Here is a 14,052-nt window from a genome sequence, read left to right as displayed (position 1 = left end):
ACTTTTCAGGAGGCAGGCCACTCCGGTACCGCTGCGGTCGGATTTTGATGCCGAGGCCCTGCGCGTCCTGGCCAAGGGGTCGCGTGACGCGGCCCAGACCTGCCGCCTGTTGGCGCTGTCTGTGATCGCCGCGGGTGGTCTGCGCTCGGAGGCGGCCGAAATCGGCGGGGTCGGGTTGCAGACGGTGCGTGATTGGGTCGTGGCCTTCAACGCCGATGGCCCGCGCGGGCTGATCGACGGCAAGGCCCAGGGGGCTCGGGCGCGCCTCAACGCCGATCAGCGTGAGGTTCTCAGGGGCCTGGTCGAACAGGGGCCGACGCCCGCCGCCCACGGCGTGGTGCGCTGGCAGTTGTGCGATCTGGCCCAGATCCCGTGCGAGGATCACGGCGTGTCGGTCTCCGAGCAGACCTTGAGCCGGGTCTTGCGGGCGATGGGCTACCGGAAGCTCTCGGCTCGCCCGCGCCATCACGCCCAGGACCCGGACGCTGCCGCCGTTTTTAAAAAGGCTTCCCCGACCGTCTGGCGCAGATCGCGCAGGCTGTCGGGGTCAAGTCCGTAGAGGTCTGGTTTGCATCCGCAGCACCAGCTCAATCAACTCCTCGCGGCTTAGCCGCTCAAGATCGCTTCGGCCCATCCCGCGAAAGAACCAGCGAAATCCCGCCCGCGCAAGGGGTGGGTAATTACGCAGACGGGATGCCGGTGTAGCAGACCTTTCTCCGCGATTGCGCATAGAGCCCCTCCTGAACCGACATCCGGGTGTTGCCGGTCCTCATTGAGCCGGAACTGGACGAAGGGATGCCCTCGTCCGCCATGCTTTGATTATTGAATTATCTACGACATTTATAATGGCAAAATTCGTCCGTCGTCCGGTGCCAGCGCTCCGGGAATGCGCCTCAAGACGTGGTAGGTGCGAAATCACTCGTCGCCGTCGCTCAACGGCCATTGACGTAGGTTCTGTCCTCATAATAAATGTAGATCATCATATAAACGCGTCCCTGAACCGGTCGCGAGGAGGCGGGCGATGGATACGAGATGGGTGCTCGGGCTGACCGGATTGGCCCTCGCCGGATGCTCGCCGGCCGAGACCGCCGTGACCCCGGAGCCGCCGCTGGTCCAGACCGTCGAGGTCACCCCGGGAATGGGCGGGGTGGCGCGCTACACCGGGGTGATCCGGGCGCGCACGGAGAGCAACCTCGGCTTCCGGGTCGGCGGAAAGATCTTCGAGCGCCTCGTCGATCCGGGCGACCGGGTGAAGCGCGGCCAGCCGCTGATGCGCCTCGACCGGACCGATTTCACCCTGGCGCTCACGGCGTCCCGGGCCTCCGTCGAGGCCGCCCGCGCCCAGATGATCAGGACAAAGGCGGACGAGGAGCGCAGCCGCAAGCTCGTCGGCGACGGCTGGACCTCGAAGCAGACCTACGACCAGAACAAGGCCGCGGCGGACGCGGCCATCGCCCAGTTCGCCAACGCCGAAGCCCAGGCGAGCCAGGTCTCCAACCAAGCCGGCTATTCCGAGCTCCAGGCCGATGCCGACGGCGTCGTGATGGAGGTGCCGTCCGAGCCCGGTCAGGTGGTCGCCGCCGGCCAGACCGTGGTGAAGCTCGCCCGTGACGGGTCCCGCGAGGCGGAGGTCTTCCTGCCCGAGGCGAGCCGACGCCTCGCCAAGGGTACGGCCTCGGCGACGCTCTATGCCGAGGGCGAGGCGACCTATCCGGCGCGGCTGCGCGAGTTGTCGGCCACCGCCGATCCGGCCACCCGGACCTACCGGGCCCGCTACATCCTCTCGGGCGGTGGTGAGGACGCGCCGCTGGGCGCGACCGTGACGCTTCGGCTCAAAGCCACCGAGACCGGGCGCGCCGCGGCGGTGGAGGTGCCTTTGGCCGCCCTGTTCGACGCAGGCAACGGTTCGGCTGTCTGGCGGTTCGACTCGGCCACCGGCACCGTCACCGCCCAACCCGTCGCCATCGCCCGTCTCTCAGAGGAAAGCGCGGAGGTCGCCTCGGGCCTCAGCCCCGGCGACCGGATCGTCTCGCTCGGGGCCCACCTCCTCAAGGCCGGCCAGACCGTGCGGCAGGCTCCCCCGAGCATGACGGGAGTCGCCAGATGACCGGCTTCAACCTCTCCGCCCTGGCGGTCCGGGAACGGGCCGTCACACTGTTCCTGCTGCTCGCGCTGACGGGCGCCGGGTTCTTCGCCTTCCAGAAGCTCGGCCGCGCCGAGGACCCGGCCTTCACCGTGAAGGTGATGGCGGTCTCGGCCGCCTGGCCGGGAGCGACCGCGGAGGAGATGCAGCGCCAGGTCGCCGATCCGCTGGAGAAACGCCTGCAGGAGCTCGTGTACTACGACCGCGTCGAGACCACCGTGCGACCCGGCCTGATGCTGATGAAGGTCATGTTCAAGGACAACATGCCGCCGGCCAAGCTCCAGTCGGAGTTCTACCAGGCGCGCAAGAAGCTCTCCGACCAGGCCTCCGGCCTGCCGCGCGGGGTGATGGGGCCGCTGTTCAACGACGAGTTCTCGGACATCTACTTCGCCCTCTATGCCCTCCAGGCGAAGGGCCTGCCGCACCGTCACCTCGTGCTGCGGGCCGAGGACCTGCGCCAGCGCCTGCTGCGCGTGGCCGGCGTCGAGAAGATCAACATCCTGGGCGAGCAGGCCCAGAAGATCTTCGTCGAGATCTCGTACCAGCGCCTTGCGACGCTCGGCATCACCGGCCAGCAGCTGTTGCAGTCCCTGGCCAACCAGAACGACGTCACGCCGGCAGGCTTCGTCGAGGCGGCCGGTCCCCGGGTCTACCTGCGCCTCGACGGCGCCATCGACGGCCTCGACGCGATCCGCAACCTGCCGGTGGCCGCCGGCGACCGCAGCCTCAAGCTCGGCGACATCGCCGAGATCAAGCGCGGCTACGAGGACCCGAAGACCTTCGCGGTCCGCAACGACGGCGAGCCGGCCCTGATGCTCGGCCTCGTGATGAAGCCGGGATTCAATGGACTCAAGCTCGGCGAGGCCCTGAACGCCGAGGAGGTGGCGATCCATCACGAACTGCCGACGGGGATTACGTTCAGAAAGATCACCGACCAGGCCAAGGTCATCGACGACGCCATCCACGAGTTCATGGTCAAGTTCTTCACCGCGCTGGCCGTGGTGATCTTCGTCTCCCTTGTGGCGCTCGGCTTCCGGGTCGGCATCGTCGTGGCGCTGGCCGTGCCGCTCACGCTGTCGGCGGTGTTCGTGGTGATGATGATCACCGGGCGCGACTTCGACCGCATCACGCTCGGCGCCCTGATCATCTCGCTCGGCCTCCTCGTCGACGATGCGATCATCGCCATCGAGATGATGGTGGTGCGGATGGAGGAAGGCGCCGACCGCATCGAGGCGGCGACCCATGCCTGGAGCGCCACCGCCGCACCGATGCTGACCGGCACCCTCGTCACCATCGCGGGCTTCCTGCCGGTGGGCTTCGCCGCCTCCACCGCGGGCGAGTACGCCGGCAACATCTTCTGGGTGGTGTCGTTCTCGCTGATCATCTCGTGGATCGTGGCGGTGACCTTCACGCCGTATCTCGGGGTCAAGCTGCTGCCGAACATCAGGCGCGTGGAAGGCGGGCACGAGGCGATCTACGCCACGAAGAACTACGAACGCCTGCGCCGCGTCGTGCGGATGTCGGTCGACCACAAATGGGTGGCCGCCGGAATCATCGTAGCCCTGTTCGCGGGCGCGGTCGTCGCCATGGGCCGTGTCGAGCAGCAGTTCTTCCCGAACTCGGAGCGGGCCGAGCTCATCGTCGAGGTGACCCTGCCGGCGGGCTCCGCCTTCGCCACCACCGAGGCCAGCGTGAAGAAGGTCGAGGCCGCCGTGCGCGACCTGCCCGAGGCCGGCGAGATCACGAGCTACATCGGCCAGGGCATGCCCCGCTTCGTGCTCTCGTTCGACCCCGAACTGCCCGACCCGGCCTTCGCGCAGATCGTCGTCCAGACGGGGGATGCCCACGCCCGCGACGCGCTGCGGGCCAAAGTCCGAAAACTCGTCGACGACGGTCGGTTTCCCGAGGCGCGCGTGCGCGTGCTTCAGATCGTGTTCGGCCCGCCGATCCGCTTCCCCGTCGCGTTCCGCGTCGTGGGGCCGGACCTCGACGTCATCCGGGGTATCGCGGCCGAGGTCCGGGACGTCATGGCGGCCAACGCCAACTTAAGTCTCGTCCACCTCGACTGGGGCAACAGGACCCCGAACCTCCACCTCGCCCTCGACCAGGAGCGCCTGCGCCTGATCGGCCTGACGCCGAAGGAGGCCGGGCAGCAGTTGCAGAGCTACCTCAACGGGACGCCAGCGACCCAGGTCCGCGAGAACCTGCGATCCGTCGACGTGCTGCTGCGCAGCCCCGGCCCCGAACGGCGCTCGCTCGGCGAGATCGGCGACCTGACGCTGGCGACGAAGGACGGCCGCCAGGTGCCGGTATCCCAGGTTGCACGGCTGGAGGCCCGGAACGAGGATGCGGTGCTGAAGCGCTACAACCGCGAGACCTACATCCGGGTGCAGGGCGACGTCCTCGACGGCAAGCAGCCGCCGGACATCCACGCCCAGGTCTTCCCCCTGCTCGACCCGATCAAGGCGAATCTGCCCTCAGGGTACCGCATCGACACGGCCGGCGCCGTGGAGGAGAGCGAGAAGGCGATGATGTCCCTGGTGGCGGTGTTCCCGATCATGCTGATCGTGACCCTGACCGTCATCATGATCCAGGTCCGCTCGTTCACGACGATGATCATGGTGTTCGCCACCGCCCCGCTCGGCCTCGTAGGCGCCGCGCCGACTCTGTTGCTCTTCCATCAGCCCTTCGGCTTCAACGCGATCCTCGGGCTGATCGCGTTGTCGGGTATCCTGATGCGCAACACCCTGATCCTGGTGGACCAGATCCACCACGACCGGGAAGCGGGCCTGTCCGACTACGATGCCATCGTCGAATCGACGGTGCGGCGGGCCCGACCGGTGATCCTGACGGCGGCGGCGGCGATGCTGGCTTTCATCCCGCTCACCCACTCGGTGTTCTGGGGGGCGCTGGCCTACGTCCTGATCGGTGGCGTCGGGGTCGGCACCCTCCTGACGCTGCTGTTCCTGCCCGCGCTCTACGCCCTGTGGTTCCGTGTGACCCGCTCACCCGCGAAGGTCGACGCTTCGGCGGAGCCATCCGTATCGTCCCTCCCAGTCGAGGCCTAAGCGGGAGAACCCTCGCTCCCTCGATCGGTAGGGATCCCCGGATCGTGCGTTCATCTTGCGAGCGTGCGGTGCGTCGGCTGGTCCGCGTGAGTGCCCTCCCGCGCGGGCCGGTCGATTGTCCAATCTGCACCTCCGAAAGGTCGAAAGGGCGATGGCACTGTTTTAAATGACGATCTGCATCCATATCAGGATTGAAACGGAAGGATTTGAGGATGCCACGCGTATCTCAGGAGCAGGCCAGGCTGAACCGCGAACGTGTGGTCGAGGTCGCGGCGGCCCTGTTCCGCGAGCGCGGCCTCAACGGGGTCGGCGTCGCCGACATCATGGCTGCCGCCGGCCTGACCCATGGCGGCTTCTACGGCCAGTTCGCCAACAAGGACGCCCTCGCAGTCGAGGCGTTCGATGCCGCGCTCAGCGAGGACCGGCGCGGGGACGTGGACACCATCCTCGCGAACTACCTGTCCCTCGCGCATGTCCAGACACCCGGGAAGGGATGCCCCCTCGCGGCCCTGGCCAACGACGTCTCGCGCGAAGGGCTGGGCAGCCCGGTCCGGACGCGCTTCACCCACGGCGTCGAACGTCTGGCCTCCATCCTCGCCAACCTGACACCGAAGGCTTCCAGGGAGCGCCGTCGGCAGAAGTCCCTCGCGACTTTGTCGACGCTCGTTGGAGCCGTGGTCCTGGCGCGGGCTGTCAACGACGAGAAGTTGGCGAACGATCTCCTCCAGGCGGCGCATTCCTCCGTCGCCCCCTGAGGGGCGGAAGACCAGCCTCCGAGAGGTGGCGGCGTTCTCGCGAGCGTCAATCGGATCGAACCCACGGCAGTTGACGACTCGATTGCGTCTCAATAGATTATATACGTAATATATTGATTCCGGTGTCATCGGCCATTCGGGTGGGTGCGCCGGTCCCTATCGCGGAAGGAGGCTGCCGATGATGCATCGTCATGCCGTGGATCGTGCCAAACCGCTTTGGTCCGCCCTAAGGGTTTCGGTCGTCTTCACTCTCCTGGGCCTGCCCGCAATCGCGTCCGACAGACCGGACACGATCCGTTTGCCGGACACAGGTCGCTTCCCGGAGAACGTCACCTCGGCTGCGAACGGCACCCTGTTCGTGAGCAGCATCGCCGATGGGGGCGTGCTCAGGATCGATGGTGGCGGGGCGGTCGCGACGGCCTTCCTGAAGCCCGGCGACCACGGCACCCCCTCGACCTTTGGCCTCCTGGTCGACGAGAGGCGGGGGACCCTGTGGGTCGCCTCGAACGATGCCACGGCCATCGGTGCGAAGGGGCCGACCGGCACGGAAGGCGGCTGGGTCAAGGCGTTCGACCTCGCGACCGGCGCCCTCAAGCAGAGCGTACGCTTGGCCGGCGAGAAGACCCTGGCGAACGACCTCGTCCTCGACGCGCAGGGTGCGCTCTACGTCACCAACACCTTCGCCCCCCAGATCCTCCGACTGAAGCCTAGCGCCGCCGAGTTCGACGTCTTCGTCGAGGACGAGGCGCTCAAGAAGGGGCTCGACGGCATCGCCTTCGGCGCGGACGGCAACCTTTACGTCAACACCTTCCTGGGCGCCGAGCTGTTCCGCATCGACGTCAGGGACGGGACCGCCGGCGCGGTCACGAAGCTCGAAACGACGCGGCCCATGACGTTCCCGGACGGGCTGCGCGCCTTCAGGGACGGGTTCCTGATGGTCGAGGGCAGCGGCGCCCTGAGCCGCGTCACGGTCTCAGGTGACCGTGCCAGACTCGATCCCATCGGCCAGTTCGCCGGCCCCACGGGCGTGACGGTCGCAGGCGACAGGATCTGGGTCGCCGAGGGGCAGCTGGGCCTCCTCTCCAAGGTGGCGAAGGACGGAAGGGAGGCTCCGAGCTTCCACCTGCGCTCCGTCAACGTGGATTGAGGCGGCGGCACGGGGAGACATGACCATGGTCGAAACCACCCTTCGCAACCTGTTCTCGCCGGCAGCGTGGCGACGCCTCTGGGACAGGCTCGGAGACCTCGAAGCCGCGATGGCCGTGACCGAGGGGGAGATTTATGACCGACGCCTCTCGCGGCTCGAAGCGGAGGTCGCGGCACTGCGCGCCGGTGTCGGCATCCCGCCGGAGGCCCGCTCCCGGCCGGCGCCCAGGGGCGCTGACGGGTCCGACACCCACCAATCGAATGCGTGAGCGCCTCGCCATGGACATCCGCACGCGCCGCCTGCTCGAAGCGCCCCTCATGCCGACCCTGGCCCGGATGGCCGCGCCGAACGTCCTCGTGATGATGGTCCAGACCTCCATCGGCCTGATCGAGACGTATTTCGTCGCCGGACTCGGCACCGATGCCCTGGCCGGCATGGCGCTGGTCTTCCCGGTGATGATGCTCGTCCAGATGCTGTCCGCCGGCGGCATGGGCGGCGGCATCCAGTCGGCGGTCTCGCGCACACTCGGAGCGGAGCGGCAGGCGGATGCAGGGGTGCTGGCATGGCACGCGGCGGCCCTCGCCATCGGCCTCGGGATCGCCCGCCACGAGCCTCCTCGCGCTGACCCTCGGGCCGTCCCTCTACGCGCTGATGGGCGGGACCGGCGGCTCGCTCAAGGCCGCGACCGCCTACGCGTCCGTCGTGTTCGGCGGGGCGATCCTGGTCTGGCTTTTCAACGCCCTCGGGGCGGTGATCCGCGGCACCGGCAACATGGCGCTTCCGGCCGTCGTCTCGTGCCTCGGGGCCATCGTGCTGATCCCGCTCTCCCCCGCGCTGATCTTCGGCTGGGGGCCGCTTCCCGAACTCGGGATCGTCGGCGGGGGCGTCGCGTTCGTGGCCTACTACGCCGTGGGCTCGACGGTCTTCGCTGCCTACCTCTGGTCCGGGCGCGGCGTCCTGCAGCCGAGCCGGCGCCTGCCCCGCCTCACCTGGGCGCCGTCCCGGGAGATCCTGCGCATCGGCGCGCTCTCGGGCATCGCCAGCATGACCTCGAACGTCACCGTCATCGCCGCCACCGGCTTCGTCGGGATGGCGGGGCCGGCGGCCGTGGCCGGCTACGGCACCGGGGCGCGGCTCGAATACCTCCTGGTCCCCCTCGTGTTCGGTCTCGGCTCGCCCATCGCCGCCGTCGTCGGCACCGCCCTGGGGGCCGGGAACCCGGCCCGCGCCCGTCAGGCTGCGCTCACCGGCGCCGTCGTGGCCGGAATCCTGACGGAGGCCATCGGGCTTGCGGCCGCGTTGCATCCCGCCGGGTGGCTCGGCCTGTTCGGCGACGATCCGGCCATGCTCGCCACCGGCGCGCTCTACCTGCGCATCGTCGGTCCGTTCTACGGGTTCTTCGGCTTCGGCCTGGCCCTCTACTTCGCCGCTCAGGGCACGGGCCGCGTCGGCTGGCCGCTGGCGGCGAGTCTTCTCCGGATGGGGGTGGCGCTTGGCGGCGCCTGGATCGCGGCCACGCTCGGGTTCGGCATCTCCGGCATGTTCGTCGCGCTTGCGGCCGGGTTCGTCGCCATGGGCCTCGTCAACGCGGCCGCCTTCGCGACGGGCCGGTTGATCCCGGTCGATCCCGCCGTGGGTGCATCCCCGGTCCCCGCAGGCCTCGCGCCCACCGCGGGGATCAGGCGCTGATCCGGTGGCCGATGGCCGGACATCGGATCGCGGGCGGGATCGACGGGAGGGGGTGAACGATGTCGGGCACCCGCGATGGATGGCAGATCGGCGAAGGGGTGCTGCGGGGCCTGCGTGCGGCAACCTTCCTGGTGGCAGGTCAAGCGGTGCATCGCGAACTGCGTCGCGACCGATCAGGTCTTGCCTTTTTATATTATGATTATAATCTATTGTGAATAGGCGGCAGGAGGGTCTGCCGCGTCGGAGGAGAGCATCGTGAGCCAGACGTCCATCAAGACCGCCATCGTCACCGGGGCGGCTTCCGGGATCGGGAAGGCGACGGCGAAAGCCCTGCGGGCCGCCGGCTACCGCGTTTACGGAACGAGCCGGAAACCTGCGCCGGCCGCGGACCCGGGCGTCCGGATGCTGACCTGCGACGTGACCGACGACGCCTCGGTCGCCGGGATGATCGAGACCGTGTTCGGCGAGGCGGGGCGCATCGACCTGCTGGTCAACAACGCCGGCTTCGGCATCAGCGGCGCCGCCGAGGAATCCTCGGTGGAACAGGCCCAGGCGATGTTCGACGTCAACCTGTTCGGTGTCGTCCGCACGATCCGCGCCGTCCTGCCGATCATGCGGTCGCAGAAGGGCGGCCGGATCATCAACATCAGCTCGGTGCAGGGTCTGATCCCCGCGCCCTACATGGCGCTGTACGGCGCCAGCAAGCATGCGGTCGAGGGCTACTCCGAGTCGTTGGACCACGAGATCCGCGGCCAGGGCATCCGGGTGGTGCTCGTCGAGCCCGCCTTCACCCGCACGGCCTTCGACCAGAACCTGGTCCGCTCCGACACGCCGCTGGACATCTACGAGACCGAGCGCGCCGGGCGGGACCAGTTCCTGCGCGAGGTCATGACGACCGCGGACACGCCCGAGGTCGTGGCGAAGGTCGTCGTGACGGCGGCCACCGCGACGACACCCAAGCGCCGCTACGCCGCCGGACCGGTGGCGCGGCAGGCCAGCCTGCTTCGCCGTTTCGTGCCGGCCAAGGCCTTCGACAAGAGTTTTAGAAAGCAGATGGGCCTTCCCCAGGTCCCCTAATTGCTTCCCCGCGACCGCCGCCCACGATCCGGCCGAGGGCGGGTCACAGGCGTCGAGGGGGCGATTGCGGAGCTCCTTAACGAGCCAAGAAGCATGAGGCTCAGGCTGCCTGTTATGCAGCCGCAGGTGGCAGGTACCTTCAACCCAACCCCGGCTTAATCACAGGTGTTCGACGTTGCAGTCGCGGCGTTCGCGCGAACGCCGGCCATGAGGGGGGCGACGAACGTCGTCACGACATCGAACGGATCGATCATGCCCCCATGCTCCTCGATCCGGTCGTCGAGTAACATCTACCACCAGGATCAGGGCTTGGCCCGCAGCGTGATGCGCGTCAGCTCGGACGGAGGCCCAAGCCTGAGGGCGAAGCCCGGCCACAGACCCGTGCCGTTGTTGACGTAGAGCGTCATGCTACCGAGCGGGTAGGCACCCGAGACGAAGCCGTTGTTCGCCCATGCCACGAGCCGGTCGAGGCCCCAGATCATCCCGCCGTGCGTATGCCCGGACAGTTGCAGGCCAACGCCCGCCTTGGCCGCCTTGGCCGCATCTCTCGGCTGATGGTCGAGAAGGACGACGGGGGCGCCCAAGGGGGCACCGGCCAGGGCCGCATTCAGGTCATGGGCCGGCTGGCCGGAATGCGCGGCCGACAGGTCTGTGACGCCCGCCAGGACCACCGCGCCCTCACCGCGTCTCAGGACCGTATGCCGGCTCTCAAGCACGCCCATGTCGAGGTCGGCGTAGTGGCGCATCCATGCCGCGTATTCGAAGAAATACTCGTGGTTCCCTGGGATGACCCAGACCCCGTCAGGGGCATGCAGGCCCCGCAGCGGCTCCACGTCGGCGCGACGCGATGCCAGGGACCCGTCGATCAGGTCGCCGGTGACCACGACGAGGTCGACGCCGAGCGCGTTGGATCGCGCCACCACCTCGCGCGCCCACGTCGCCGGGAACAGCCGGCTGAGATGCAGGTCCGTGAGCTGCAGCAGGGTGTAGCCGTCGAAACCGGCTGGGAGACCTTCGATCTCGACGGTGACGTCCTTGAGCGGTGGCACCCGTACGGCCTGCTGCACAGCCACTGCAGAAAGGATCATTGCCAGCACCGCCTCGGCGTATCGCCAGCCTATGGGGATCGCCCAACTGCCACCGGGCATGACCCTGGAAGCCAAGGCCACGACGTCCAGTGCCAGCTGCATCGCCGCCACGAGGAAGATCGCGCCGAACGCCCAATTAAACAGCACGATCAGCCCGCGCGGAAACTCGGGCGCGAACACCGAACCGGACGAAAGCCGGCTCCAGAGGTGGTATTGCGACGCGATCAGCAGGAGGACCGCGATGGCCGCCCTTAGTGCGAACGGCCAAGGCAGCGGCCAGAGCACCCGGGTGATGACGTAGATGCTGGGCAGACCGAAGATCAGGTGGAACATACGCTCAATTCGACGACGGTGGACTGTCAGCCCGGGGCTGGTCCGGCATCCGGAATGAACCCGGCAGTATCACCGGCCGTGCCCGAAAGGACGGACCGATCCACCTCGCACCCGCCGTGAGGTGCCCCCGAGCACACCTGCGCTCTTGATTAACGGATTCCTTCCGCGTGGCGCGCGACCCGCCAGCGCTCTAACCCTATAGTCGAGGACCTTTTCATACGGCCGGGGTTCGAAGCCCGGCGTCGTCGATGTGCCCGGCAGTGCGTCTCGCGCGTCATCCCCTCAGGGACTGCACCACGCCTCGTCACGCGAGCCACCCCCACCCAAGGACATGACCGTGCCGAAGCTCACGACATCCGTCGACTATTCCGACCGCGACGCCGCCATCGCGATCAATTCCTACACCACGGTCCTGCGGCATCCCAAGGTGCCGCATGAGCTGTTCGCCACCTACTGGCGGGACGTGCATGGCCCACTATGCTCACGAGTCCCGGGGCTCGGCTGGTACGTGCAGACCCATCTGTCCCGCGAGCAGGACGCCCGCCTCTGGCCGGCGATGGACGGCATCCGGCCGTTCCCCAACTACGAGCTCGATGGGGGCGTCGAGATCGGGTTTCACGCGGCGGAGGACCAGGAGGCATTCAACGAGGCCTGCGCGATCCTGTTTGCGGACGAGCAGAACATGTTCGCGGCAACCGTCGCCTACGCGCTGCCGAAGGGGTCGACGACGCTGGTCGACCGGGTCGCCGAACCTTCCCCGAACGCCGACGACGGGCTCGACCGCATCCATCTCCATCTCGGCGGCGCCCACGACGATGCGGGGGCGTTCGGCGAGCGCGTCAATCGCCTCGCCTGGGCGCTCGCCGCCGAGGATGCGGTGCTGCGGGTCCGCCTGCACCTGCCCGAGACCTACGACAACGCCCACCCGGCTCCTCCGGCGCCCAACGTCGGGCACGAGGTCCCTCCCGAGCGTCGCCTGATCGCGATCATCGACCTCGCGTTCGCGTCGCCGTTGGACCGGAGCATCTTCTATGCGTCCGATGCCTTTATTCGGGCGACCGAGGGCCTGGAGGCCGACGTGGCCTATGCCTCCCCGTTCGCGGTCAGCGGCGTCTATACGTATGTTCGGGACAAGCGGCTGACGCTCGCCGGCCTGCGTGGCAGCCGACCGGCCCAACTCATCGAGCGGCTCGGTGCCCGCAACCAGGTCGCCGACGATGTCCGTCACCTGCTGCACACCGGCACGCTCCTCGAACGTCGATGACCCGCCCCCAGGACGCCGCGGTAGCGGCACCGTCTGATACCGAGGACGGCTCCTTCGAACCATTCCTCCAGAGGGTAGTCGGCATCTACCAAGAACCGCGCCAAAGGTCCGCTATCGGGAAGCTTGTGCGGCAGCTTGTACGACCAGGTTGGGTCGCTATCAGAAGGTCGGCTTGGGGTGGTTTCCTGCCTGTCCGCTTCTGGACGGCAGATGCTTCAAAGCCGACATTTCCGCCAGAGCCGGTTACGACCGTTAGCCGAGACTTTTGCAGCGTCCGCTTTCCTACGCGTAACTATGACTAGCACCCGGTTAGTTCGATGAACCCTCCCGACGAGAACGCTTGGGATGCATGGTCGCCCCACGAACTGGATCAGCGTCTCCAAGGGGCGATTGTCCCATGGTATGTCGCGGGTGGATGGGCGCTGGATATATGGCATGGCAAGCAAACACGCGCACACGAAGACTTAGATTTTGTTGCTCTTCGCCATGACACAGACCATCTTCGTAATATTTTATGTCAACTCGATTTCTTCACAGTGAGAGATGGAGTTATCGAATATCTGCCGCCTTCAGCCCCCGTGCCCAGCGATGTATGGCAGCTTTGGGGCGGAGACATGCAGCGAGGTGTTTGGCGGGTCGATCTTATGATTGAGCAAGGCACGCCCGACCTATGGGTCTATAAGCGCAATCCGACCATAAAGATGGCGCGCTCTGACGCTGTTCGCGTTAGCTAAGGAGGTATCCCATACCTTGCTCCAATGATCGCGGTGTTGTTCAAGGTCAAGCACTTTCGAGATAAAGATCAGGCGGATTTCGGACTTTGCCTACCTAAACTTTCTACCAGCGAGAAAGAGCAACTGGTTATCTGGATGAATGATCTGCACCCCAATCACGAGTGGCTCATCCCCCTGCAAACGGAGTTATCGGGCAGCCTGTGAATGTCCGCTCCCGGGAAGCTTCGATGGCGGTCCCGACGGCCGGGTTGGGTCGAGACTGTATGGCCCCTCCAGATAATTCCTTGACTGTCCGTTCTTGGCCAAGAGCGTGGGACCGGATGCTCAGATCTTCCGTGCAAGAGGCAGCACATATTCACGGGTCAGCGGAGCCAGCGGGAGGCCTTCCGCATCATCGGGACTGACCCAGATCGCTTCCTCGATCTCAGAACCAATTACGGGAGCCTCAGCAAGCCGTACATGGAAGAGTTCGGCGTCGACACGCGCCCCAACCTCGTCGGCGGCCGAAGCCTGAAAACAGCCGAGATGACGAGCCTCGCTTTCGATCAGGGTCACGCTGATCTCCTCGCGCAGTTCCCGGCTGAGCGCTACGAGCGCGCCCTCTCCTGCTTCAATCTTGCCGCCCGCCTGCATGAACCAAAGGGTGCCTCTTTTACGCACAAGGAGGATTTGCCCTCGTCCGTCGTCGATCAACGCAGCGGCGATACGGATTGTCTGACTCGCAATATTCGTCATGGCCTGCCTCCTGAAAAGT

12 protein-coding genes and 2 pseudogenes are annotated in these 14,052 nt (G+C 67.0%); 12 read left to right on the top strand and 2 right to left on the bottom strand.

Annotated features, from left to right (window positions below; translation table 11 throughout):
- Positions 1 to 31: 31 nt before the first annotated feature.
- The 9 genes and pseudogenes from MFF01_RS21900 to MFF01_RS21860 form a co-directional block, all read left to right on the top strand.
- Positions 32 to 583: pseudogene (locus tag MFF01_RS21900) on the top strand (helix-turn-helix domain-containing protein); the annotation flags it as partial.
- Between the two features lie 438 nt (positions 584 to 1,021).
- A complete protein-coding gene (locus tag MFF01_RS21895) occupies positions 1,022 to 2,107 on the top strand; it encodes an efflux RND transporter periplasmic adaptor subunit (RefSeq protein ID WP_238228573.1) in 1,086 nt (361 codons plus the stop codon).
- Positions 2,104 to 5,211: an efflux RND transporter permease subunit gene (locus MFF01_RS21890; RefSeq protein ID WP_238228571.1), complete on the top strand. Its 3,108-nt coding sequence runs from the start codon at positions 2,104 to 2,106 to the stop codon at positions 5,209 to 5,211. Before MFF01_RS21895 ends, MFF01_RS21890 begins: the two co-directional genes overlap by 4 nt.
- 212 nt (positions 5,212 to 5,423) lie before the next feature.
- On the top strand, positions 5,424 to 5,966 hold the full coding sequence (locus MFF01_RS21885; protein WP_238228568.1) for a TetR/AcrR family transcriptional regulator: 543 nt from the start codon (positions 5,424 to 5,426) through the stop codon (positions 5,964 to 5,966).
- Between the two features lie 298 nt (positions 5,967 to 6,264).
- A complete protein-coding gene (locus tag MFF01_RS21880; RefSeq protein ID WP_238228566.1) occupies positions 6,265 to 7,113 on the top strand; it encodes a Vgb family protein in 849 nt (282 codons plus the stop codon).
- Positions 7,114 to 7,138: 25 nt separating this feature from the next.
- A complete protein-coding gene (locus MFF01_RS21875) occupies positions 7,139 to 7,381 on the top strand; it encodes a hypothetical protein (RefSeq protein ID WP_238228564.1) in 243 nt (80 codons plus the stop codon).
- Between the two features lie 10 nt (positions 7,382 to 7,391).
- Positions 7,392 to 8,802 (top strand): annotated as a pseudogene (locus tag MFF01_RS21870) (MATE family efflux transporter).
- Positions 8,803 to 8,861: 59 nt separating this feature from the next.
- Complete coding sequence (locus tag MFF01_RS21865) at positions 8,862 to 9,017, top strand: hypothetical protein (protein ID WP_238228562.1); 156 nt, start codon at positions 8,862 to 8,864, stop codon at positions 9,015 to 9,017.
- A 40-nt stretch (positions 9,018 to 9,057) separates the two neighbouring features.
- A complete protein-coding gene (locus MFF01_RS21860; protein WP_238228561.1) occupies positions 9,058 to 9,879 on the top strand; it encodes an oxidoreductase in 822 nt (273 codons plus the stop codon).
- A 302-nt stretch (positions 9,880 to 10,181) separates the two neighbouring features.
- Here the strand turns inward: MFF01_RS21860 and MFF01_RS21855 are convergent, their stop codons facing one another.
- Complete coding sequence (locus tag MFF01_RS21855) at positions 10,182 to 11,300, bottom strand: metallophosphoesterase (protein ID WP_238228559.1); 1,119 nt, start codon at positions 11,298 to 11,300, stop codon at positions 10,182 to 10,184.
- A 337-nt stretch (positions 11,301 to 11,637) separates the two neighbouring features.
- Here MFF01_RS21855 and MFF01_RS21850 point away from each other — a divergent pair, with 337 nt between their 5' ends.
- The 3 genes from MFF01_RS21850 (at position 11,638) to MFF01_RS21840 (ending at position 13,502) form a co-directional block, all read left to right on the top strand.
- Positions 11,638 to 12,564, top strand: coding sequence for an EthD domain-containing protein (locus MFF01_RS21850; protein WP_238228557.1), 927 nt, complete (start codon positions 11,638 to 11,640; stop codon positions 12,562 to 12,564).
- A 317-nt stretch (positions 12,565 to 12,881) separates the two neighbouring features.
- The gene (locus MFF01_RS21845) at positions 12,882 to 13,298 is read left to right on the top strand and encodes a nucleotidyltransferase domain-containing protein (RefSeq protein WP_238228555.1); all 417 of its coding nucleotides are present in this window, start codon (positions 12,882 to 12,884) and stop codon (positions 13,296 to 13,298) included.
- A 36-nt stretch (positions 13,299 to 13,334) separates the two neighbouring features.
- Positions 13,335 to 13,502, top strand: coding sequence for a hypothetical protein (locus MFF01_RS21840; RefSeq protein ID WP_238228553.1), 168 nt, complete (start codon positions 13,335 to 13,337; stop codon positions 13,500 to 13,502).
- A gap of 120 nt (positions 13,503 to 13,622) precedes the next feature.
- On the opposite strand, the gene MFF01_RS21835 is transcribed toward MFF01_RS21840, so the two are convergent.
- On the bottom strand, positions 13,623 to 14,052 hold a 430-nt coding region (locus tag MFF01_RS21835), incomplete at its 5' end, for an NUDIX hydrolase (protein WP_306421631.1).

Source organism: Methylobacterium adhaesivum, assembly GCF_022179065.1.
GTDB lineage: Bacteria > Pseudomonadota > Alphaproteobacteria > Rhizobiales > Beijerinckiaceae > Methylobacterium > Methylobacterium adhaesivum.
Note: the sequence above shows the minus strand (reverse complement) of the source record. Positions and strands in the feature narration are given on the sequence as shown.

Excerpts from the sequence above, each read along its gene's own strand:
- MFF01_RS21890 (WP_238228571.1), top strand. The coding sequence starts at position 2,104 with ATGACCGGCTTCAACCTCTCCGCCCTGGCGGTCCGGGAACGGGCCGTC.
- MFF01_RS21895 (WP_238228573.1), top strand. The coding sequence starts at position 1,022 with ATGGATACGAGATGGGTGCTCGGGCTGACCGGATTGGCCCTCGCCGGA.
- MFF01_RS21885 (WP_238228568.1), top strand. The coding sequence starts at position 5,424 with ATGCCACGCGTATCTCAGGAGCAGGCCAGGCTGAACCGCGAACGTGTG.
- MFF01_RS21865 (WP_238228562.1), top strand. The coding sequence starts at position 8,862 with ATGTCGGGCACCCGCGATGGATGGCAGATCGGCGAAGGGGTGCTGCGG.
- MFF01_RS21855 (WP_238228559.1), bottom strand. The coding sequence starts at position 11,300 with ATGTTCCACCTGATCTTCGGTCTGCCCAGCATCTACGTCATCACCCGG.
- MFF01_RS21875 (WP_238228564.1), top strand. The coding sequence starts at position 7,139 with ATGGTCGAAACCACCCTTCGCAACCTGTTCTCGCCGGCAGCGTGGCGA.
- MFF01_RS21845 (WP_238228555.1), top strand. The coding sequence starts at position 12,882 with ATGAACCCTCCCGACGAGAACGCTTGGGATGCATGGTCGCCCCACGAA.